The organism is Pseudomonas sp. AU11447 (assembly GCF_001672555.2).
Classification (GTDB): domain Bacteria; phylum Pseudomonadota; class Gammaproteobacteria; order Pseudomonadales; family Pseudomonadaceae; genus Pseudomonas; species Pseudomonas nitroreducens.
This window is the reverse complement of the sequence record NZ_LZDG02000044.1, coordinates 96,287-117,782: the sequence shown is the minus strand read 5'-3', so window position 1 is coordinate 117,782 and position 21,496 is coordinate 96,287. Positions and strand designations below refer to the sequence as shown.

Sequence of the window (21,496 nt, the reverse complement as noted above, 5' to 3'; positions counted from 1 at the left end):
CGGTCAGTTGTGTTGCGATGGATTCGTGTTCTGCTGCAGGCGAACCAGGTACTCGCCCTCGGCCTGGCCCATCTTCTCCGCGCACTCGGCGGCCTGTTTGGCGATGGAGTGGATGAGGCTCATCTGCATGTTGAGGATGATTCGTTGCTGCTCGAGGGCGAGCAGGTCCTGCAGCAGGTGGGATGGAGTCTTGGGTTGCCGCAGCATCTCCGCCCAGATGCCCACCCCCATCTTTCGGGACTGGATGTGCTGCCAGCGAAGAAAGGTTGTTCCGGCCTGGGTGTTCTGCTCGATCAACCGAACTGGAAGCAAGCTGAAGGGGTGATGGCGGACCTGGGCCAGCACTTCCTGGGCAAGCTGTTTCAGACCGACTTCCAGCGCCTGGCAATGCTCGGCCAACTGGGTCATCTCCCCCTTACCTTTAAAAGGTCTTAAAAGGCCTTTTAGTGAGGCACTCTGTTGCAGGCCCTGATAGGCAGTCTGTTGCAGCGGTCGGAAGAGAGTCTGTTGCAGCTCATGCTTCGGGCGGTTGTGCGGCAGCATGATGATCAGTCCTCGCCGAGATCTTCGTGGTCATCGGAGAAGGGCTCGCGTGGTTGTGGTTGACCGCGAGTGATCGGTGGGGCGAAGGAAGAACGTCTGGTGCCCTCCAGGATGTCCTGGGGAATCTCACCGTGCCGCTCGTACATCTTGCGAGCCTGGTCTGCTTTTGCGTTGTTCGCCGCGAAGTCGTCGCGGCATGCACCGGAAAAGCGATAGAGCTGGGCCAGCCCGAAGAGGCTACGCAGAACGCGGGCGCCTTCGTCGATCCACAGCTCCATGTCGCGCCGGCCGATGAGACCAACGTGCTGAGCCAGAAGGATGCGTCGAACGATCTCGTCGTAGGAGGTCAGCAGGTAGACCGCCTTGAAGCCCAACGGGTTGGAGATGAAGAGCGGCAGCTTGACGGGCTGGATCGAGAGGTTATTGCCGATGGTGATCATCGAAGGCAACTGGGCCATGACATCGTCCAGACGTTTGTCGATGACCTTCAGGGCTTCGTCCGACTCGTTGATTTTCTCCTCGAGCCGAATCATCCACCAGTCGGAGTAGGGGTCGTCCTGGGAGGCACCACGCGACATCTGATTGATCTTCGCGCAGAAGCCTGCCAGCCCGAGAATGCTGGCCTTGCCTTCAGTCTGAGGGCGGCCCATCCAGATTCGCGCTGCGTGGTGCGTGTGGAGGGTGAGCTCAACAGCACTCCGCAAGGAGCCAATGTTGAGCTGGTAGTTGTCAGCCATGGGCACGGTTTCCTTATTAAGGTTGAGGAACGTGCCCATGCTCCTAATCAGCGGGATCTGCCGCAGCAGGAAATGCTCAGCCCGCCGGCCGCGATTTTGTTCTTGTCCTATATAAGGAAAGGATGTGGCTGGGTGTTTCCAGTAGCACCAACCAGCTTGCCGTCGGCGCCGACGATCAGGCCCTGGTCGAGKGGTGCGGGCCGGACCATCCCGCTCGCYATCGGCGCCGGTGATCAGTCCCTGGCTGAGTGATTCCAGTGGAATCACCCAGCTCGCCGTCGGCGCCGACGATCAGGCCCTGGTCGAGTGGTGCGGGCCGGACCATCCCGCTCGCCATCGGCGCCGGTGATCAGTCCTTGGCTGAGTGATTCCAGTGGAATCACCCTGCCGGCCATCGGCGCCAGGCTCTCGGTCGAGAGGGAGAGGCATCGGCTGTTCAATCAGTCGATGATCCTCCCTGACGTGGTTTCAGCTGTTGCCAAATCGAGTTCATAGCCGCTTTCGCAGTCTGCATCCCTGCCTTGGTTGGCGGGGACTGAGGGCGTGCAGCAGGTGCTCCAGGGCTGGCAGGCTGTGCCTGGACGACCTTGGGTTGCAGTTGCGGGCTGGGCTGCCAGTCAGCGTTGAAGTCTCCGCGAATGGCGCGCGTTGCCAGCGATGACAGGTAAGCCATGGGTTTGCTGACCTCACCCTCGATGCAGCGATGTGCCCATTGGCCCATGACGGCTTCCCTCAGGTCATCAGGGACCGTTTGCATGATCGATCGGGCTTTTCCCCGGTGCTCAGTGCTGAGCATTTCCAGGGCAATCAGCCAGTTCGCCGCGACGCCTTCTGGATTACCCGCGGGAAGTACAGAGCTTTTACAAACATCTTTGTGTGTATCTGTATACGTACTATATGAGTTCGGAATCCGAACTAAGGGTGTACTCGGCGAATTTCCACTGAGTTCGGAATCCGAACTGAGAGGCAGAGCGCCTTGTTTCGCTGGGTTCGCGCTGAGTTCGGAATCCGAACTCAGGGGCGACTCGTTGATTTCATACTGAGTTCGGATTCCGAACTCAGGGGCAGGGAGGGCGTGCAGCTTGCTCTCGACTGCCCAGGCCTGACCATTAAGACGTTCAGCAATCGTGTCGACGTGCGTCGGAAGGCGGCGTCCTACGTCCGGGTCGCTGGTGAACTCGCGCCAGGAAATCTCCGCCACCTCCTTAATGGCCTTGTTCTGATGCTCCATAGATTGGAGCAATAGCTGCATGTAGTCCTTATCGAACTCGATGGCTTCAGCCGGGGTTACAGGCTCGTCATGTAGGAGATACACGTTGCCTTGGACCTGGCCGCTCATTTCATTGCGCACTCTGCGCCCAAGGCTCAGCCAGCGAGTGAGTCGAAGCACGGTCAGCGCTTTAGACACAGTCTCCCGGGATGCGTGTTTTCCTGGATTCATTCCCAGGTAAGGACGGAGTTGATCGTAGGTCGGGAATGCCGTAACGCCGTCTTCATTGACGAGCAGGCGGAAGACTTGCCAACAGTTTCTTTCCAGAGGCGTCAGGCGATTATCGAGCAGCAGTTTTCGTGGAACCGTCTCATGAGGGTTCCCGCTGAAGATGATCCCGGCGTACTGCGAAGGGGAGGCGGACTGCGCCGCGGTCTCCTGTGCTCTCTTCTTTTGTAGATGGGCCTCGAGATGTCCCGAGGCCGAATCTAGGAGCGTCGAAATGGGGAACCGGGCGAGCTTCATTTTGCTTTGTCGCCTTCCTCGGAGGTGACGGCCACCACCTGTTGTTGATCATGGAGCAACAGCATCTGCGCACTGTGGCGCCAGGGGTTATCCTTATTTGGCGGATAGACTCCCTGGCTGATCCAGTTCGTGATGCGGTGCCAGATCTGAGCCAGCGTCAGGCCATCGGTGATCAGCTCTTCGGCTACCAACATGGCTACATCGAGCATGGCCAGGCTGTCCGCAAGGTCGACCTGATTCTCTTCCATGAGATGAACCCACCTGTGCCAAACCAAGTGATCTTGGTCTTCAGAGAGCTCAGGCCAGCGACCTCGTGGCGTCTTCACACCAATGACCGCTCGTTGCAGTGCAATCTCTTGAGGCGATAGGCCAAAGAACTTGTTGAGCAAATTCGTTGTTGCGCCCAGTCGAATTGCGCGCTCGATCAGCCGGTTTTCTTCTTCGGAACGCTCCGCGCCGGAGATCAGCTTCATGACGATGGATTCGTCGATACTGACCTTGGCCCAGGTGACGGGGGTATTGAGGAGCAGGCTCATAACGGTAGGGTGCTGGATTTGGCCCAGCACCTCCGGGGCAAGCCCCATCTCGATGCAGCGGTTCAACTGGCCGTTGCGCATCAGGTTCAATATCTGCGACAGCACAGCTTCGTTTATTGGTGACTTGGACATTGCGATTCCCTCCCGTAATCGTCCGCAATCAGCTGTCGAGAGCAGGTGTGTTCTGGGTGTGCTCCTGGATCTCCAGGTCGATGAGACGACGTGCGAGGCGCACAATCCGGAACAACTTGACCAGAGCACCGTCGCTCAGGCGCCCGCGATCATCCGGGGCCTGGTCCTTTGCCATCGGTTGCCCGAGGAGCAGTTGGCCGAGACCGGCAGCGAATTCGAATTCCATGAGGCCATCGCGGGCTTCAGGCTGATCTTCCAGCAGTTTCAGAGCGATCGCTGTTGCACCGCTGAGTGACTGCAGAAGCGTCACCGTGTGATGTGCAGTCGCGGTGATTTCAATTTCTTCCTGGGGCTGCCGGTAGGAAAACCCGATGCCGCCGTCTACCTCAAAGATGTCGCCGGGGGCGTCAACGGCCTGGAGAATCTCCACAGCCAGGTTGGCGATGTGCTTGCGCAGTTGGTCGGCAGTGTCGATCTCGCGCTCGATGTACCAGAGGTCGCTGATGGGGTGCAGTCCCCCGGCCAGGACCGGGATGGATACGAGTGCGTTGGAGTTGAAGTCAGGCAACTGCTCTCCATCCAGCGCGGCCAGCTTCTGTTTCATTTCCGTCACGCGAGAGCTGATGTTCGCGGGGGAAGCGACGTGGCCATCAATGCGTGCCTGACGCTCCTCGGCCGTCATCTGGCTGCTATCAGGAGGTGTGGTGGTCCGCGTCTCCTGCCGTTTTGGCTGGGTCGATGGGATGGTCGATGGTGAGTTCTGGCTGGTCGTCTGAGGAGGCAGAGCGGGCACCTGCGTGCCAGTCCCGCCGGTTTCGGCAACTTGAGGCGGCGGGGGGGATGGAACTTCGACTACCGGGGTAGTACGGCGCAGTTGATCTTGCTGCTGGGTGATCTCGAGCAGCACGTCTTCGTAGCCGAGGCCGAGAGGCCCCTTCATTTGGCCAATCAGCTCATCCTGGAAACGCTGGAAAAGAAACTCATCGGCATCACCTTCAAATTGAGCCAGCACATCCTGGAAGAGCATCTCGAATTCAATTGCCTCCCCCTTGTAGTGCTTTTCCCAGCAAGCGGAGGATGTTTTTCGAAGCGATAGCAGTTTCTCGATCTGAGGTTTTCCAAGCCCGCTGTAGAGCATCCCCGGGATGGCCGGTAGGAGATATCGGATGGCGTCCAGCATCTTGCTGATATGGGATTGAGATATTGGGTATCCATCTGCGGCTAGTCGTCGCGACAGTTCTCTTTGCGATACCGCTTGGCCGGTCTCTGCCTCATAGTGAGCTTTGGCCTTATCGATCCCCACAGCACGCTCAATGAACTTGAGGTCGCCTTTCAGGTCGTTCTCGGCCAAGTGGCCTACCAAGGTGAGAATCTCGCCTCGCACTTCGTCCCAGGGGCGGAAGAGGCAGTGGAATCGATAAAATTGCTCGTCGCCGGTCTCCTGATAAAGCTCTTTCAGGATGGCTAGGCGAGTGTTGCCCCCATTGCGAATACAGTGTTTCTGCTCGCCTGGTCGACGAGTGACCGGCGGGGGAGTATCCAGGCCACGGGCCTTGATGGAGGCCTTGATTTCTTCGTACTTCGGATTGCGCGTCGTCCTCGGGTTGTCGTCATAGGGCAGGACGTCATCCAGTGTCAGCACCATCGGTGTATCGACGATTGGGTCGCTGAGGTGCGACGCGGGAGTTGCCTGAGACTGGAAGCCAGTCTTGAGCATGGCGTCTTTCAGGGAGATCGGCTCGGCCATGATTACAGTCCTCGCGCGTCGTTGGCGGAGTCGGCACCAGTAGGCTGCTGGGACAGCAGCCGGTCGATGACCTGGTTGGCTCGCTGGATCTGCGACTCCAGTTCGTCAACGCGCTCCAGGCGATGGAGGATCTCGCGATTCAAGGATCGGTCGTTGTCCTTGGCCAGCTCGGCAATGCGGCTTTTCATCCCACAGGGCATGCGGACTACGAATTTGTCTTCGGGCTCTTTGGTGGCAGTTTGGCGATCAGCGCTCATGTCATTTCTCCGGAATTCTGGCGGCAGGTTTCTCAGCGACGCTTCAGCTGGTCGTGCAGCTGGGTCGGGAGGCCACGAATGGTCAGCACGTCGCGCTCTCCGTCGTACTCGACCTTGCTACCGAGCAGGTGGGCCTCAAAGCTGATCGAAAGGCCTTCCGCGCGGCCGGTGAAGCGGCGGAACTGGTTGAGGGTGCGCTTGTCCGCCGGGAACTCTGGCGACAGGCCGTAATCCTTGTTGCGGATGTAGTCGTAGAAGGCGCGCGGCGCCTGGTCGTCCATCAGTTCGGAGAGTGCGTCCAGGGCCATCGGCTCGCCGATCTTGGCCTGGCTGGTGGCGTAATCCACCAGCACATCGGTCCTCTCACGGGCCTGTTCTTCGGGCATGTCTTCGCTTTCCACGAAATCGCTGAATGCCTTGAGCAGGGTGCGCGTCTCGCTCGGACCGTCGACGCCCTCGGTGCAGCCGATGAAGTCGCAGAAGTAGTCCGAGACCTTCTTTCCGCCTTTGCCCTTGATGAAGGAGATGTACTGCTTGGAAGTCTTGTTGGTGCGCCACTCGGTGACGTTGATGCGCGCAGCCATGTGCAGCTGGCTGAGGTCAAGATGGCGCGAGGGCGTTACTTTTAGCGCCTCGGTCACCGCCACTCCTTCGCTGTGGTGGAGGAGGGCGATGGACAGGTAGTCCGTCATGCCTTGCTGGTAGTGGCAGAACAGCACGTGGCCGCCTGTGGAGAGATTGGACTCCTCCATCAAATGCGCGAGCTGTTCCAATGCATGGCGGCTGAACTCGACAAAGTCCATGCTGCCAACCAGGTACTCGTTCAGCCAACCGCTGAACGGGTAGGCGCCAGATTCGCCCTGGAAAAGGCCCCAGGCCTTGTTCGGCTTGGCGTTGTAGCTCTCGTTGAGGTCGGCCATGAGGTTTTCCATAGCCTGGGAATCGACCAGCTCGACATCACTGATATGCAGTGCAGCGGGGTTGCCGTCGGGCTTCTTGTCGATCAGGTGGACGATGGCGTGACGAATAGGCATTAGATGATCTCCTGACAGGACGACTGGGCCGCTTGAACGTCGGCGCGACGGAGGCGCGCGAGAGCGTTGAGGGCCGAATGACAGTCGCTGGCGGTGAAAGAGGTGAAGATGGGCAGCCGGCCAGGATTGCTGAATTTGACGTGGCCGCCGGCGGTGCGGCTTGCGCTCCATCCGAGTTGTTCTGCAGTGATGACCAGGCGTTTCAAGCCGTCTTGGGCGCCGCGGAGGAAATTACGCATGAGCGGTTTCCTCCTGCTGCTGCAGCCAGGTCTCCATGTCCTGCAGGCCTGCTGGAAGGGTTCCGGTGCGAGCTGCCTCGAGGAGGCGCTCCACCAAGCGTTTCAGGTGCTTATCCAGCTGGTGCCGTTGGCAGGCAATCTCGTCATGCGATGAGCGGAGCATTTGCACTTCTTCCTGCAGCTGCTCGAGGACCAGAGCACCGCCGGCGCCTGCAGGGCAGACTTCAGCTGCAGTCGCTCGGAACTGGGTGAACAAGCGTGCCTTCCAGTCCTGGCGGCAAGGCCAGAACCGGTGGCCGCGCTCCACGTTCCAGCCGCTGGTCCACGTGCGGCATTTTCCGCAGTCCGGGCACGGCATCTCGCCGCCACCGTCCAGGTGATAACCGCAGTGCATGCAGATCCAGGTGGGGCCAGCACGCAGCAGCAGCTCAAGGCGTAGCTCGTTGTTGTGGATACGGTGCAGTGGGCGGAAGGTGGTGATCTCAGACATCACGACCTCCGCTCAGAAACCAGCGGCTCTCGATGTAGTTCGCTTTGTCACCAGGCTGCCCTGGCAGCTTGGCGATCACACCTTGGCCTTCGCCGAAGAGGCGATCGGCCAGGCGCTGTGCAGCGACCTCATCGCTCCAGGTGCAGCTTGCGCGCTTGCCTTTCACCGTGTTGGTGAAGAACCCGGCGCCGTCGAATTTCACTACGCACTCGCGGGAGATTGCGCTCATGGGGCGACCTCCTGGTTGAGTGCATCGCCGGCCTGGACAGCCACGATTTCAGGGGAGTCGCCCGGATAACGCGTCGCCAGGTCGGTCAGAAACTCACGTGCGGCCTCCCTGGCGCCGGGGATGCGGAACACCACTGTGCAGTGATGAACTTCCGCCTGGCCAGGCAGGGAGGGGACTACTCCGACTTTGAGCGAGCAGCTGAACAGGTACTTTGGAACCCAGACAGACCAGAAGTAGTTGGAGAGCAGCGCGCCCGGTGCCTTCAGGCTGACCTCCAGGGTCCCCGCGTCCGTTTCGAGGATCTCGATGTACTGCAGATTCTCGAACTCACTGAGCTCACCGTAGAGAGCTGCAGGGGCGACAGTGCTGTGGTCGCGCCCGAGACGAGTGATGACTTGGCTGATGGCGTCGAGCTCGATCGCGTTCAGGCCCGCGCGATGAGCATGGGCTAAAGCGGAGTCTTCGAACGGCACGCCGGCGGCGATTGCAGGGAAAGCACCATTAGCGCGCATGGGATACCTCCCGCAGCTCGTCAATGTCGTAGCTGCCGCATACGTGGCAGGTGAGGACCTCAATCTCGCCTTCAGGGCTGGTTTCGGCCGGAACGAACTGGCGCACGCTCGGCAGCGGGTGGTGAGTACCGCAGTTGCGGCACCAATGGGTGATGAGGGAGGGCTGACCGGAAGTCATGCGTATGCTCCTTGCAACTCGTGAGCGCTGAGATTGGCGAAACGCGTCTGCTGGGGGATGAAGGCAGTGCGGACGGTTCCGGTCGGACCGTTGCGGTTTTTTCCGACGATCAGCTCAGCAATTCCTTTGGCTTCGGTATCGGGGTTGTAGACTTCGTCCCGGTACACGAAGAGGATCAAGTCAGCATCCTGCTCGATGGCACCGCTATCTCTAAGGTCCGCGCTGATGGGGCGTTTGTTTGGGCGGCGTTCCAGATCTCGGTTCAGCTGAGAAAGAGCTATAACCGGGCAGTCCATCTCCTTTGCCAGAGCTTTCAGCGAGCGCGAGATATCGCTGATCTCATTGGCCCTGTTCTCTTGGCCCGGGCTGCGCATGAGTTGCAGGTAATCGGCCATGATCAATGACGGCTTGCCGTAGCGGCGAGCAGCGCGGCGCGCCTTGGCTCGTAGCTGCATCGGGGTGAGGTTGCCGGTATCGTCCATGACGAGTCGCGTTCCATAGCCATCCATGCGAGCAACGGCGCCGGTCAGCTTCTGCCAGTCCTCTTCCTCGAGCCTGCCCTTCAGCAGCCTGGAGAGATCGATGTGGCCGAGAATGGCCAGCAGTCGGTACACCAGGGCCTTGGCCGGCATTTCCATGCTGTACACCTGGACCGTCTGATCCGGGCGCGACTTCAGTGCAGCGTCGACGATGCTCAAGCAGAACGAGGTTTTGCCCATCGAGGGGCGGGCGCCGACTATGACCAGGTCGGCAGGCTGGAGTCCCGAGGTCAGCTCATCGAGATCGTCCAGGCCAGTTGAAACCCCGGTCACCGTGACGTTGCCGTTGAAGTTCTGGTCAATCTGGTCGACGACCTCGATCATCGTGTCGCGGACGTTCACGAACTCGGAGGTCGACCGGCCTTCACCCATTGCGAACAGCTGCTGCTCGATCGACTCCTGGACCTCGTTGGCATCAGCCTGTTGGTCAGTCGCGGCGCGCGAGCACTGGTAGCCCAGGGTCATCAGCTGACGAAGGTGCGACCGGTTGCCCACGATGGCAGCGTAGTGCTGGATATTCGCAACCGACGGAGTGTTCATGGCCAGCTCAGCCAAATAGGCCAGACCGCCTACTTCCTCATGAGCCTCCAGCGCTTCGCCGATGGTGACGATGTCGAAGGGACTGTTCTTCGAGGCAAGGTCACTGATCGCTTTGAAAATCAGCTTGTGCTCGCGTCGGTAGAAGTCTTCTTCCTGCAGCTGATCGCCGACCAAGTCCCAAGCATCGTTGTCGAGCATCAGCCCTCCAAGGACACCCTGCTCGGCTTCAATCGAGTGGGGAGGGGCGAGGTCCAGATGATTCATCTGGCACCTCCGTGCACAAGCGCAGCCTGGCGATCCCGGCCGACACCACGACGCAGCTGGGCCTTCTTGCCTGCCTCCCATCCAGCGTGCAACGAGCTGCGATCATGGCCCTTGGCAGGCGTCGAGCTTATGTTGGTGTGCTGGAGGTTCGGGTGGTGCAGGCTGAGATAGGCGCTGATTTCAGCGCGGGTGTCGGAGTTCATGCCTGTGGCGAATTGGTCGACTTTCTGTGCAACGGCACGTATCCAGCCTTCCGCGAACAGCTGTCCGCGGCGCCGCTTGGTCTTCAGCTGACAGCGAGTCAACTCGGCGACATGCTCGCGGCGAGCTTTCTGCAGCTGGTTGAGCAGGCTGCTGTAGGTGTACGCAGCCAGATCAGGGCCTACTCCCTTGCCCAGGAACTTGAAGCAATAGCCCTGGCCGTGCCGGTAGTAGGAAAGGTGACTGCAATCGAAGGCCTCTGCGCAGGCCAAGGCCAGCGAGTGGTGCCAGTCTGCAGGAGAGCGACGGGTATGCGTCGGGACGCTGGCTTCGTCGACCAGGCTTGCGCGGATGTCCTCATGCTCCAGGTTGTACTGGGCCATGAGTGCGCGGGCATGACGAAGCGCGGTTTCGACCTCATTAGGCGTGGCGCCGTTGGAGTTGGCCAAGGCCATCAGCTTGGACACTTTGTCCAGGACTTTTTGCTTGTCCATCAGGCCTGGCCCTCCTTCGAAGAGGAAGGGGAGGACGTGGTGAAGCTGTCCAGCGCTTTGCGCCACAGCTCGATCACTTCCTTCTCTTGGTTGGTCAAGGCGGTTTGGCTGACGTGTTCAGCCACCCGCTGCTTCAGCGCTGCAAGGCGCTCCTCGACTTCTGAACCGTCGTCGTAGCTGATCTCATCCTGAATCGAGGTCAGCAGTTCGGAGCGCAAGTACGTAATTTCAAAGAAGAGGTCGGAATAGTTCCGCTCACGCTTGCCGCCGAAGCGAACTCCGGGACTTCCCAACTCAGGGCGTTGCTTTAAACAGAACTCAATGGGGGAGTAGAACGCATGGAGTACGCGCGCGCGGTTATAAATCAGCGCGGTTTTGACGATTTCCAGCAGGTCTTCGTGATCATTAGGAGCTGCAGGTAAGGGGTACTGAGCCTCCACCAGCTGCTTGGCCCGCTTCTCACGCGCCTCCCGGCGACGCTGGGCTTCCTTCTCGGTGCGTTGGCGCTTTTCTTTGGCATGAACGACGTTGTTGCCGACCGAGTCGATGAGGTGCGCAGCATCCAGCAGGAGGTGCCGTTGATCTGCGGTCAGATGCTCCCCAAGTCTGCCCAGTAGACCGGCACCCGAGGTCCAGCGTTGACCGATCTTGCGAAGTTCACTAGCCGCAGAGGTCAGCTTGGTCTGGACGTTACGGAGGTCCTTGGCGCTGTACAGCTTGCCCAGCTCGAGCACCACTTCGGCGGTGATCCCGCTCGCATGAGTGATATCGACAGGTTTTTTGGCCATCTCAGCGGCCTCCCTTGACGATCTGGGCGACCTTCTCCTCAGTCATCGCCTCGAAGCGGTCGCTCCACTCGGGGAAAACCTCGATAGCAAGGCTGCGGATGACGCTCAGCGCGGACGGTGCCTGGCGATTGGAAGGCTGGCTGTACTCCAGACGGTGGGCAGGAACGCCCTGGGAGGCGGCCTTTCTGAAGACGACTGCCTGGGGGATGGTGGTCTCCAGCACGGAGACATCTGCGTTGCCATCGAACACTTCGCGGACGGTTTTGTGGATCTCGCGGGCGTCGGCCGTTTGATCGAGGCCGTTGATGATGATGCGTATGTGGGGGATGTTCAGCCCCAGGCGGCTGTAAGAGTGGAGGCCCGCCATCATGTGCATGGTGCCGCGGTTGAATTCGCGGGCAGCCAGCATGTTCGGTGGCAGAGGGGAGAGGGCGACATCGGAGGCAAGCACGACCATTTCCAGCATGGCCGAGCGCGCGCCCTGGGTGTCGAACAGCACCAGATCATACTGGTCAGCGAAAGCTGGCATCAGATTGGCGAGTCGCAGCCGTCCGTCGGGAGCCTGGAGTAGGAGGTTGTTCAGCTGGTTGTTGCTGTCGTTCGAGACAACCACATCCAGGTTGGGGATGTTGGTGCGGGAAATTACCCGTTCCGGATCAGTGATATTGAAGGCTAGGAGGTCGTACAGACCACCAGGTGCCTCGTGTGTCAGGGGATAGTACGAAGAGCCGGAGGGTTGGACCGGATCGAGGTCGATCAGGAGCGTGCGCAGTCCAGCATCTGCGACAAAAGCGCCCAGGTTGGTCGAGCTGGTGGTTTTGCCGGTGCCGCCTTTGGTGGAAATAATCCCTGCTTTTTTCATTACAAATGCCTCTAATGTGGGTTGCATTAGAGGCTGCGTGCCTAGAGCTCTGGGCATTCACAGGGCCGGAGAACCCCTTCCTAGACGCTCCTAGTCCAATTGTCTTTTAACCAATTGGTCGTAGGTTCGAATCCTACACGACCCACCATCAAATCCTGTGAAAGCCCCGTGATCGAAAGGTCACGGGGCTTTTGCCATGTGCCGGAAAAAGTCCGCCGCGCGGCACTCCTCGGCCCGCCGCGACGAGGGATGGTGGTGATAAAATCGCCGGCATAATCAGACCGTGCCTGTTGAGGTTTCCACACGATGTCCCAGATTTCCGAACGCCTTCTGGTCCAGGCCCATCTGGCGGCGAAACAGCCGCGGGTGCTGAGCGCAGAGGAAGAGGCCGACTACCGTGCGGCCATCGCTGCCGAATTGAAGGCGCAGAACGCTGTGCTCGTCGCGCACTATTACTGCGATCCGGTGATCCAGGCGCTGGCTGAAGAGACCGGCGGTTGCGTTTCCGATTCGCTGGAAATGGCCCGCTTCGGCAACCAGCACTCGGCGCAGACCGTGGTGGTGGCTGGTGTCCGCTTCATGGGCGAGACCGCGAAGATCCTCAACCCGGAAAAGCGCGTGTTGATGCCCACGCTGGAGGCGACCTGCTCGCTGGACCTGGGGTGCCCGGTGGAAGAGTTCTCGGCGTTCTGCGACAAGCATCCGGAGCGCACCGTGGTCGTCTACGCGAACACCTCGGCGGCGGTGAAGGCTCGCGCGGACTGGGTGGTGACCTCCAGCTGCGCCGTGGAGATCGTTGAGCACCTGATGGACAACGGCGAGCCGATCCTCTGGGCGCCGGACCAGCACCTGGGGCGCTACATCCAGCGCGAAACCGGTGCGGACATGCTGCTCTGGGACGGTGCCTGCATCGTTCACGAGGAGTTCAAGGCCAAGCAGCTGGAAGACCTCAAAGCGGTCTATCCGGACGCCGCGATCCTGGTGCACCCGGAGTCACCGGAAGCGGTGGTTGAGCTGGCCGATGCGGTGGGCTCCACCAGCCAATTGATCAAGGCCGCGCAGACGATGCCGAACAAGCGCTTCATCGTCGCCACCGACCGCGGCATCTTCTACAAGATGCAGCAGCTGTGTCCGGATAAGGAGTTCATCGAGGCGCCCACCGCCGGCAATGGCGCGGCTTGCCGCAGCTGTGCACACTGCCCGTGGATGGCCATGAACACCCTGGAGCGCACCCTGGCATGCCTGAAGGAAGGCTCGGGCGAAATCTTCGTCGACCCGGCGCTGATTCCCAAGGCGATCAAGCCGCTCAAGCGCATGCTCGACTTCACCCAGGCGGCGAAGCTGAAACTGGCGGGCAACGCCTGACGCGCTCGGCACCATGAAAAAGCCCGGCAGATGCCGGGCTTTTTCTTTGAGGCTTTTGTCGGAGCGAGCTTGCTCGCGAACCTACCACGGGAATCAGTGGCATCAGGCTGTTCGCGAGCACAGGTAAGGGCTGCGTGGTTGCTCAGCGCCCCATCATCTCCTTGAGGATGCGTTCCTGGTCGCGGAACTCCTGCTGGCGTGCATCCAGGCGCGCAGCCAGGGTGAAGTTGCCGCCGGCGCGACGCTTGGCAAAGTCCAGTTGCTCGATCGCCTGCTTGTAGTCGCCGGTGAGCGCGTAGTACTCCGCGCGGGCCTGGTATACGCCGATGGCGTTGCCGCTCAGGGTGCAGGCATCGGCCAGGCGGTTCCACACGTCCGGGTCCAGCGGGCGGCGCTGGGACAGCTTGAACAGCGTCTTCTCGGCGTCGGCGGCGCGGTTGGTCTTCATCATCAGGTCGGCGTTGGCCTGGATCAGCGGATAGCTGTCCGGGTACTGGGTGAGCATCTTCTGCACGCGCGCCTGGGCATCGGGTAGCTTGTTGGCGGTGATGTCCAGGTCGGACATCGCCAGGTTGTAGCTGATGTCGTTGGGTGCCTTGGCCAGCAGTTGCTGAAGGTTGCTGCGGGCGTCGTTGAGCTGGCCGATCTTGGTCTGCGACAGCGCCAGGCCATAGCGGGCGGCATCGTTCTTCGGGTCTTCGTCGAGCTGCGCGCGGAACTGTTTGCTGGCCATGCCCGGGGTGTCCTCGAACATCTGCTGGACGCGGGCGCGCATCAGTTCGTAGCGCAGCGAGTCTTCCTTGCCGCCCTTGGGGTATTGCTCGGCGCGGTTGCGGGTATCGGCGATACGCGATTCGGTCACCGGGTGAGTCAGCAGGAATTCCGGCGGCTTGCCCTCGTAGCGGTACTGGCGCGCCAGGCGCTCGAACATGTTGGGCATGGAGCGCGGGTCGTAGCCGGCGCGGACCATGGTGGCGACGCCGACGCGGTCGGCCTCCTGCTCGTTCTGCCGGGAGAAGCGCAACTGGTTCTGGATCGCTGCGGCCTGGGTGCCGGCGATGGCAGCGATACCGGCGTCACCGGCACCCGCTGCGGCGGCAATAATGCCGGCCAGCATGGCGGCCATCACCGGTACCTGCATGCGCTGTTGCGCCTCGATGCCACGGGCGAAGTGGCGCTGGCTCAGGTGGCCGAGTTCGTGTGCCAGTACTGCGATGTATTCGCCTTCGGTCTGGGCATAGATGAACAGGCCGCCATTGACGCCGACCACGCCGCCAGGGGCGGCAAAGGCGTTGATCTGTTTGTCGCGGATCAGGATGAAGGCCAGGCGGTGGTCCTGCAGTTCACTGGACTCCGCCAGGCGGTAAACGCTGGACTCGACGTAATCCTTGAGTTGCGGGTCGTTGAGCGTATCGACCTGGTTGCGCAGCATGCTCAGCCAGGCGCGGCCAAGCTGGAACTCCTGCTCCGGAGAGACGATGGACGAGCTGGCATCGCCCAGGGACGGCAAGTCGTCCGCCAGGGCCGGCGTGGCGAGGGCGACAGCGAGCGACAGCAGGGCAGGGCGGAGTACTTTCATGTACACGAGGCTCGTTCCGAGAAAGGCTCTACTTTAGCCGCACGCTAACGCCTATGCCTAGTTTGCAGGGCGGAAGTGCGGCGCAATTCGAAATGGGTATTTTCGCTTGGTCTTCCTTTTAGGCCCTGATGCTGACGGCTTGATTAATGAACACCGTCTTGCCTGGGCCTGGTTACTTTTCCAAGGCTTTCGGTATTCTTGGGCGCCCTGACCGGAGTTCGTTTCAATGTCCGATTCCACGCCGTCCGTCCCCGCCTGTGACGCGGAGCTGGACGCCAGCGGTCTCAATTGTCCGTTGCCGCTGCTCAAGGCCAAGCTCGAGCTGAACAAGCTGCCCAGCGGGGCGGTGCTCAAGGTGATAGCCACCGACGCTGGCTCCCAGCGCGACTTCCGCGTTTTTGCCGATCTTGCCGGGCACTCGCTGCTGCATGAAGAGGTCGAAGGCGGCGTCTATCGCTACTGGCTTCGCAAGAAGTAGCTCTGAAGTTTCCGGGTAACCGGGACGTTACCCTTTGTCGTTTCGTAGGCCCTTACATGCTCAAGGTTTTGCAGGACTGGATGCAGCGCTATTTCTCCGACGAGGAGGCGATAGTGCTGGCGGTCATTCTCGGGCTCGGATTCACCGTCATCCTGGCTTTCGGCGGGATGCTCGCTCCGGTGCTGGCGGCGATGGTCATCGCCTTCCTGATCCAGGGCATGGTTGGTGTACTGGAGCGCCTGCGCGTGCCGCACCTATTCTCGGTGTGGCTGGTGTATTCGCTGTTCCTCGGCCTGCTCGCGGTGTTCCTGCTGGTGCTGGTGCCGCTGCTGTGGAAGCAGCTCTTCACCCTGTTCAACGAGCTGCCTGGCATGCTCGGCGAGTGGCAGGCGACGCTGCTGATGCTGCCTGAGCGCTACCCGGACATGGTGACCGAGGAGCAGGTGCTGCGCACCGTCGAGGCGGCGCGCAACGAGCTGGGGCAGCTTGGCCAGTGGGCGCTGACCTTCTCCCTGTCGGGCCTGCCGGTGGTGGTCAACATCATGATCTACCTGGTGCTGGTACCGATCCTGGTGTTCTTCTTCCTCAAGGATCGTCGGCGCTTCTACCACTGGTTCCGCCGCTACCTGCCGCGCGAGCGCGGGCTGATGAAGCAGGTGTGGAACGAGATGAACCAGCAGATTGCGAACTACATTCGCGGTAAGGTCATCGAGATCTTCATTACCGGCGTGGTGACCTACATCGCCTTCGCCGTGCTCGGCCTGAACTACGCGGCGCTCCTCGCCCTGCTGGTTGGTCTGTCGGTGGTAGTGCCCTACATCGGCGCAGTCGTGGTCACGGTGCCGGTCGCGATGATCGCGCTGTTCCAGTGGGGCTGGAGCGACCAGTTCATCTACCTGATGGCAGCCCACGCGATCATCCAGGCGCTGGATGGCAACGTACTGGTACCGCTGCTGTTCTCCGAGGCAGTGAACCTGCATCCGGTGGCGATCATCTGTGCGGTGCTGTTGTTCGGCGGGCTGTGGGGCTTCTGGGGAGTGTTCTTCGCCATTCCGCTGGCGACCCTGGTGAAGGCTGTCCTGGATGCCTGGCCGCGCCAATCGGCGGTGCAGCCGCAGGTCAGCCCGATGATGTGACGCCGGGAAAGGAAAAAGGCCGCTGATCAGCGGCCTTTTTCATGGAGCTGGCTGAGTGGCTTACTGGTTCAGCGCCTGGGCGGCGGCGAGCACGGCATCCACGTGACCGGGCACTTTCACACCGCGCCACTCCTGACGCAGCACGCCCTTGGCGTCGATCAGGAAGGTGCTGCGGTCAACACCCATGTACTCCTTGCCGTAGAGCTTCTTCAGCTTGATCACGTCGAACAGCTGGCAGACGGCTTCGTCCTTGTCGCTGATCAGCTCGAAGGGGAAGCACTGCTTGGCCTTGAAGTTCTCGTGGGACTTGATGCCATCGCGGGAAACGCCGAACACGAGAGTGTTGGCCTTGGCGAAGTCCTCGATCTTGTCGCGGAAGCCCTGGCCCTCGGTGGTGCAGCCAGGCGTGCTGTCCTTGGGGTAGAAGTACAGGACGACCTGCTTGCCCTTGAGCTCGGACAGGCGGAATTCGACACCGCTGGTGGCCGGGGCGTGGAAATCGGCGACGGGTTTGTTCAGTTCGACTGCCATTGGGCTCTCTCCTTACGGATGCTGCGGACGCCAGGGTTCGATCAGCGCGTCCAGGTTCAGCGCGTCGGCGAAGTCTAGGAACTGATCGCGCAGCCAACTGATCTGGGTGCCGGCCGGCAGCGTCACGGTGAGGGTGGCGTTGAGCATGCTGGTGTTGGTGTGCGGCGCCTGGTAGGTGTCGCAGGTGAGGTTCTCCAGCTCGATGTTGTGATCGATGAAGAACTGGCACAGCTCGTTGAGGATGTCCGGGCGATAGACGGCGCTGACATAGGCCACGTAGGGCAGGGCCTGGGCGCGGGTAACGTGGACATTGCTGCGGGTGACGCTGAGGGTGAAGCCATGGCGCTTGGCCAGCGGCGGCAGGCCGCCCTCCAGGCGGGCCAGGGCGTCCCAGCTGCCAGAGATCTGCAGGATCAGCGCGCTGAACTCGCCATGGCGGGTCAGGCGGCTGCTGACCACCGAGCAACGGTTGTCGACGCAGGTGCGGCACAGCACGCTGGTCAACTCCATCGGGTTCGGGCCCAGAGCGCTGATCAGGAGGAATTGTTCACGAGGGTGAGAGGCGGACATGCAGCTTTCCTGGAGTGGCGGCCAAGCGGGCCGCATCGACAAAGGAGGAAGGGTAGCGAAAAGCGCCGATGAGGGGAATGTCTGGTCGTTCGCGGGTCGCTGCGTCACCTTGTGCGTGGCCGGTGGCGACAGTACCATTACGGCTTTCTTTTTCCGGCAGGAGCGGTTGCATGATTGCGGGCAGTATGGTGGCGCTGGTCACCCCCTTCGATGCTCAGGGTCGACTGGATTGGGACAGCCTCGCTAAGCTGGTGGACTTCCACCTGCAGGAAGGCACCAACGCCATCGTAGCGGTCGGCACCACTGGTGAATCGGCCACCCTGGACGTGAACGAACACCTGGAAGTCATCCGTCGCGTAGTCGACCAGGTCAACGGCCGCATCCCGGTCATCGCCGGCACCGGCGCCAACTCCACCCGTGAAGCCGTCGAGCTGACCGAGGCCGCCAAGTCCGGCGGCGCCGATGCCTGCCTGCTGGTGACTCCGTATTACAACAAGCCGACCCAGGAAGGCCTGTACCAGCATTTCCGCCACATCGCCGAAGCCGTGGCCATCCCGCAGATCCTCTACAACGTGCCGGGCCGTACCGCCTGCGACATGCTGCCCGAGACCGTCGAGCGCCTGTCCAAGGTGCCGAACATCATCGGCATCAAGGAAGCCACCGGCGACCTGCAGCGCGGCAAGGAAGTACTGGACCGCGTCGGCAAGGATTTCCTCGTCTACTCCGGTGACGACGCCACTGCCGTCGAGTTGATGCTGATGGGCGGCAAGGGCAACATCTCGGTGACCGCCAACGTCGCGCCGCGTGCCATGAGCGATCTCTGCGCTGCCGCCATGCGTGGCGATGCCGCCGCTGCCCGCGCCATCAACGATCGCCTGATGCCGCTGCACAAGACCCTGTTCATTGAATCCAACCCCATCCCGGTCAAGTTCGCCCTGCACGAAATGGGGCTGATTCCAGAGGGCATCCGCCTGCCTCTGACCTGGCTCAGCCCGCGTTGCCACGAACCGCTGCGTCAGGCCATGCGCCAGACCGGCGTCCTGGCTTAAGGAGCTCCCTCGCATGAAGCGACTGGCAGGACTGACTGCGCTCGCCCTGGTTATCGGCAACACCTCCGGCTGCGGCTGGTTGTGGGGCCCGGAAGGCTACTTCCGTGACCGTGGCGACGATTATTTGAACGCCCGCGAAACGGCACCGATGAAGGTGCCCGAAGGCATGCAGAGCAAGCCGCTCGACCCGCTGCTGCCGATCCCGATGAACGTCGCCACCAGCACCGAGAAGGAAGGCGAGTTCGAAGTGCCACGTCCGCAGCCGCTGTCCGGTGCTGGTGAAGTCAGCGATTTCAGCCTGCAGAAGAGCGGTGATTCGCGCTGGCTGGTCGCCCAGCGCCCGCCGGCGGAAGTCTGGCCGGTCGCCCACCAGTTCTTCCAGGACAACGGTTTCTCCATCACCAACGAGCGTCCGCAGACTGGCGAGTTCAGCACCAACTGGCAGCCGCTGTCGCAGCTCTCCGCGCCCCTGGCGCGTCGGCTGAGCAGCCGTGTGTCGGGCGTCGAGCCTGACAGCGAAGCGCGCGTTCGCGTACGCATCGAACCGGGCGTGCAGACCAACACCAGTGAAGTCTACGTGCTGAGCGAAACCCGCCCGGCCGGCAGCACCGCCAGCGGTGACTGGCCGACCAAGCCGGCGGTGCCGAGCCTGGATGCTGCGCTGCTCGACGAGATGATCGCCAGCATGGCCACCAGTGCCGAGAAGGGCGGCTCCGTCTCCCTGCTCGCCGCCCACTCGGATTACGACACCCCCGGCGCCGTCCAGCTGAACAAGGACGGTAGCGGCAACCCGGTGCTGACCGTGGATTCCGACTTCGACCGCGCCTGGGTCAGCGTAGGCCGCGCCCTGGATCGTGCCGACATCCGTGTCGACGACCTCAACCGCAGCCTGGGCGTGTACTACGTCAACATCGCCGAAGGCGCGAAGAAGAAGGACGAAGACAAGCCTGGCTTCTTCAGCCGTCTGTTCGGCGGTGGCGAGAAGACCAAAGAAGAGGAAGACGCCAAGGCCCAGCGCTACCAGGTTCGCCTGACCAGCGTGAGCAATACCGTCCAGATCACCGTCGACAAAGACATCAACACCTCCGCACCGGCTGACGTGGCGCAGGGCGTGTTGGAGAAACTCCAGGAGAGTATGCGGAATGCACTTCGCGGTCCTGGGGAGCGGAAGCCGGGGCAATTCGGCCTTGGTGAGCAGTTCTGACACCCGGATACTGATCGATTGCGGTTTCCCGCTGCGTGAAACCATCCGCCGTCTGGCGCGCCTGGGCGTAGAGCCCGGGCAGCTGGACGCGGTGCTGGTCACGCACGAGCATTCCGATCACATCAACGGCGTCGAACTGCTGGCCCGGCACCATCGAATACCCGTGTATCTCAGCGCCGGCACCCTGCAGGGAATGCGCAAGCCGGTGACACCGGCGGGGCTGCTCAGATGCGGCGACCGACTGGTACTGAAAGACCTGGAAGTCACTGCAGTGAGCGTCTCCCACGATGCGCGGGAGCCCCTGCAGTACGTGTTTTCCGATGGCCGGAAGCGCTTTGGCCAGCTCACCGATCTGGGGGCCGCCACGGCGCAGGTGCTGGAATGCTATCGTGGCCTCGATGCGTTGATCATCGAGGCAAATCACGATACCGACATGCTGGCCCGCGGTCCGTATCCCTACCCACTCAAAGCCCGTGTTGGCGGCCAGTGGGGACATTTGAACAACCGGCAGGCTGCTGAACTCGTGGCCCAGCTGGGCTGGGAAAGCTTGCAGCACCTCGTGCTGGCGCATCTCAGCGAAAAGAACAACTCGCCGCAGCTGGCCCGGCAATGTTTCGTCGACACCCTCGGGTGCGACCCGGACTGGCTGCAGGTAGCCGATCAGCATTCTGGACTCGACTGGCGCACCATCGCCTGAGCCCACCCCCTAAGCAAGCGGAGCCCATCATGGAAAAACGCGAAGAACTCTATCGCGGCAAGGCCAAGTCGGTTTACACCACCGATGACGCCGACCGCCTCGTCCTGCTGTTCCGCAACGACACCTCGGCGTTCGACGGCAAGCGCATCGAGCAGCTTGATCGCAAAGGCATGGTGAACAACAAGTTCAACGCCTTCATCATGCAGAAGCTCGAAGCCGCTGGCATCCCGACCCAGTTCGACGCCCTGCTGTCGGACAACGAAGTGCTGGTCAAGAAGCTCGCCATGATCCCGGTCGAGTGCGTGGTGCGTAACTACGCCGCCGGCAGCCTGGTGCGCCGCCTGGGCGTGGAAGAGGGCCTGCAGCTCACCCCGCCGACCTTCGAACTGTTCCTGAAGAACGACGCCCTGGGCGACCCGTTCATCAACGAATCCCACGTCCAGGCCTTCGGCTGGGCGACCCTGGAGCAACTGGCCGAAATGAAGGCCTACTCCTTCAAGGTCAACGAAGTACTGGGCAAGCTGTTCGACGACGCCGGCCTGCTGCTGGTGGACTTCAAGCTCGAGTTCGGCCTGTTCCACGGCAAGATTGTCCTGGGCGACGAATTCAGCCCGGACGGCTGCCGCCTGTGGGACAAGGAAACCCGCAAGAAGATGGACAAGGACCGCTTCCGCCAAGGCTTGGGCGACGTCATCGAAGCCTACGAAGAAGTGGCCCACCGCCTGGGCGTGCCGCTGTAAACCGGCGAAATCACGCAAGCGCCTGATACCACGCAAAAAAATCCGAAAACAAAGCTTCGCGTTCGGACTTCAAGCTGGTATTATGCGCGC

General features: G+C 61.4%; 26 protein-coding genes. 7 read left to right on the top strand and 19 right to left on the bottom strand.

All coding sequences use genetic code 11. From position 1 onward, the window contains the following. Positions 1-3: 3 nt before the first annotated feature. The 16 genes from A6723_RS15520 to A6723_RS15445 form a co-directional block, all read right to left on the bottom strand. Positions 4-543 carry a DUF3158 family protein gene (locus tag A6723_RS15520; protein ID WP_054911109.1) on the bottom strand — a complete coding sequence of 180 codons (540 nt, stop codon included), beginning with the start codon at positions 541-543 and terminating at the stop codon, positions 4-6. Between the two features lie 5 nt (positions 544-548). After that, a complete protein-coding gene (locus tag A6723_RS15515; RefSeq protein WP_064979793.1) occupies positions 549-1,280 on the bottom strand; it encodes a PFL_4669 family integrating conjugative element protein in 732 nt (243 codons plus the stop codon). Between the two features lie 436 nt (positions 1,281-1,716). Further along, complete coding sequence (locus A6723_RS15510) at positions 1,717-3,015, bottom strand: STY4528 family pathogenicity island replication protein (protein ID WP_054910343.1); 1,299 nt, start codon at positions 3,013-3,015, stop codon at positions 1,717-1,719. After that, on the bottom strand, positions 3,012-3,683 hold the full coding sequence (locus A6723_RS15505; protein WP_054910344.1) for a DUF2857 domain-containing protein: 672 nt from the start codon (positions 3,681-3,683) through the stop codon (positions 3,012-3,014). Before A6723_RS15505 ends, A6723_RS15510 begins: the two co-directional genes overlap by 4 nt. A gap of 28 nt (positions 3,684-3,711) precedes the next feature. After that, complete coding sequence (locus tag A6723_RS15500; protein WP_054910345.1) at positions 3,712-5,430, bottom strand: ParB family protein; 1,719 nt, start codon at positions 5,428-5,430, stop codon at positions 3,712-3,714. 2 nt (positions 5,431-5,432) lie between these two features. Next, complete coding sequence (locus A6723_RS15495; RefSeq protein ID WP_043273988.1) at positions 5,433-5,687, bottom strand: Arc family DNA-binding protein; 255 nt, start codon at positions 5,685-5,687, stop codon at positions 5,433-5,435. A gap of 32 nt (positions 5,688-5,719) precedes the next feature. Next, positions 5,720-6,721, bottom strand: a complete 1,002-nt coding sequence (gene yejK / locus A6723_RS15490; protein WP_054910346.1) for a nucleoid-associated protein YejK — start codon at positions 6,719-6,721, stop codon at positions 5,720-5,722. Beyond that, entirely contained in the window at positions 6,721-6,960 is a 240-nt protein-coding gene (locus A6723_RS15485; RefSeq protein WP_054910347.1) for a hypothetical protein, read from the bottom strand. The genes yejK and A6723_RS15485 overlap by 1 nt, the downstream gene beginning before the upstream one ends. After that, complete coding sequence (locus A6723_RS31790; protein WP_139092996.1) at positions 6,953-7,450, bottom strand: hypothetical protein; 498 nt, start codon at positions 7,448-7,450, stop codon at positions 6,953-6,955. The genes A6723_RS15485 and A6723_RS31790 overlap by 8 nt, the downstream gene beginning before the upstream one ends. Next, positions 7,443-7,679: a hypothetical protein gene (locus A6723_RS15475; protein ID WP_054910348.1), complete on the bottom strand. Its 237-nt coding sequence runs from the start codon at positions 7,677-7,679 to the stop codon at positions 7,443-7,445. The genes A6723_RS31790 and A6723_RS15475 overlap by 8 nt, the downstream gene beginning before the upstream one ends. Beyond that, the gene (locus A6723_RS15470) at positions 7,676-8,191 is read right to left on the bottom strand and encodes a hypothetical protein (RefSeq protein WP_054910349.1); all 516 of its coding nucleotides are present in this window, start codon (positions 8,189-8,191) and stop codon (positions 7,676-7,678) included. Before A6723_RS15470 ends, A6723_RS15475 begins: the two co-directional genes overlap by 4 nt. Further along, a complete protein-coding gene (locus A6723_RS15465) occupies positions 8,181-8,369 on the bottom strand; it encodes a hypothetical protein (RefSeq protein ID WP_054910350.1) in 189 nt (62 codons plus the stop codon). The genes A6723_RS15470 and A6723_RS15465 overlap by 11 nt, the downstream gene beginning before the upstream one ends. Further along, a complete protein-coding gene (gene dnaB, locus A6723_RS15460; protein ID WP_054910351.1) occupies positions 8,366-9,712 on the bottom strand; it encodes a replicative DNA helicase in 1,347 nt (448 codons plus the stop codon). Before dnaB ends, A6723_RS15465 begins: the two co-directional genes overlap by 4 nt. Then, positions 9,709-10,407 (bottom strand): DUF2786 domain-containing protein, encoded by a 699-nt coding sequence (locus A6723_RS15455; protein WP_054910352.1) that lies wholly within the window; start codon positions 10,405-10,407, stop codon positions 9,709-9,711. Before A6723_RS15455 ends, dnaB begins: the two co-directional genes overlap by 4 nt. Further along, the gene (locus tag A6723_RS15450) at positions 10,407-11,195 is read right to left on the bottom strand and encodes a hypothetical protein (protein WP_054910353.1); all 789 of its coding nucleotides are present in this window, start codon (positions 11,193-11,195) and stop codon (positions 10,407-10,409) included. The genes A6723_RS15455 and A6723_RS15450 overlap by 1 nt, the downstream gene beginning before the upstream one ends. A gap of 1 nt (position 11,196) precedes the next feature. Beyond that, on the bottom strand, positions 11,197-12,057 hold the full coding sequence (locus A6723_RS15445; RefSeq protein ID WP_054910354.1) for a ParA family protein: 861 nt from the start codon (positions 12,055-12,057) through the stop codon (positions 11,197-11,199). Positions 12,058-12,363: 306 nt separating this feature from the next. On the opposite strand from A6723_RS15445, the gene nadA reads away from it, so the two are divergent. Beyond that, positions 12,364-13,422, top strand: coding sequence for a quinolinate synthase NadA (gene nadA / locus A6723_RS15440; RefSeq protein ID WP_024763373.1), 1,059 nt, complete (start codon positions 12,364-12,366; stop codon positions 13,420-13,422). Positions 13,423-13,564: 142 nt separating this feature from the next. Here nadA and A6723_RS15435 read toward each other — a convergent pair whose 3' ends face one another. After that, positions 13,565-15,001 carry a M48 family metalloprotease gene (locus A6723_RS15435; protein ID WP_024763374.1) on the bottom strand — a complete coding sequence of 479 codons (1,437 nt, stop codon included), beginning with the start codon at positions 14,999-15,001 and terminating at the stop codon, positions 13,565-13,567. Positions 15,002-15,227: 226 nt separating this feature from the next. Here A6723_RS15435 and A6723_RS15430 point away from each other — a divergent pair, with 226 nt between their 5' ends. Next, positions 15,228-15,479 carry a sulfurtransferase TusA family protein gene (locus tag A6723_RS15430; RefSeq protein ID WP_037016457.1) on the top strand — a complete coding sequence of 84 codons (252 nt, stop codon included), beginning with the start codon at positions 15,228-15,230 and terminating at the stop codon, positions 15,477-15,479. Positions 15,480-15,535: 56 nt separating this feature from the next. Then, positions 15,536-16,615: an AI-2E family transporter gene (locus tag A6723_RS15425; protein ID WP_024763376.1), complete on the top strand. Its 1,080-nt coding sequence runs from the start codon at positions 15,536-15,538 to the stop codon at positions 16,613-16,615. A gap of 60 nt (positions 16,616-16,675) precedes the next feature. Here the strand turns inward: A6723_RS15425 and A6723_RS15420 are convergent, their stop codons facing one another. Both A6723_RS15420 and A6723_RS15415 read right to left on the bottom strand, forming a co-directional pair. Beyond that, positions 16,676-17,146, bottom strand: coding sequence for a peroxiredoxin (locus A6723_RS15420; protein ID WP_054910997.1), 471 nt, complete (start codon positions 17,144-17,146; stop codon positions 16,676-16,678). Between the two features lie 12 nt (positions 17,147-17,158). Continuing rightward, positions 17,159-17,716: a glycine cleavage system protein R gene (locus tag A6723_RS15415; RefSeq protein ID WP_024763378.1), complete on the bottom strand. Its 558-nt coding sequence runs from the start codon at positions 17,714-17,716 to the stop codon at positions 17,159-17,161. 170 nt (positions 17,717-17,886) lie between these two features. Between A6723_RS15415 and dapA the strand changes: the two genes are divergently transcribed. Genes dapA through purC form a run of 4 tightly spaced genes read left to right on the top strand, consistent with a single transcriptional unit; the run spans position 17,887 to position 21,406 of the window. Beyond that, positions 17,887-18,765, top strand: coding sequence for a 4-hydroxy-tetrahydrodipicolinate synthase (gene dapA / locus A6723_RS15410; protein ID WP_024763379.1), 879 nt, complete (start codon positions 17,887-17,889; stop codon positions 18,763-18,765). A 13-nt stretch (positions 18,766-18,778) separates the two neighbouring features. Continuing rightward, positions 18,779-19,969, top strand: coding sequence for an outer membrane protein assembly factor BamC (bamC, locus tag A6723_RS15405; protein ID WP_054910996.1), 1,191 nt, complete (start codon positions 18,779-18,781; stop codon positions 19,967-19,969). After that, on the top strand, positions 19,908-20,666 hold the full coding sequence (locus tag A6723_RS15400) for an MBL fold metallo-hydrolase (protein WP_054910995.1): 759 nt from the start codon (positions 19,908-19,910) through the stop codon (positions 20,664-20,666). Before bamC ends, A6723_RS15400 begins: the two co-directional genes overlap by 62 nt. Before the next feature lie 29 nt (positions 20,667-20,695). Next, entirely contained in the window at positions 20,696-21,406 is a 711-nt protein-coding gene (gene purC, locus A6723_RS15395) for a phosphoribosylaminoimidazolesuccinocarboxamide synthase (RefSeq protein WP_054910994.1), read from the top strand. Positions 21,407-21,496: the final 90 nt, after the last annotated feature.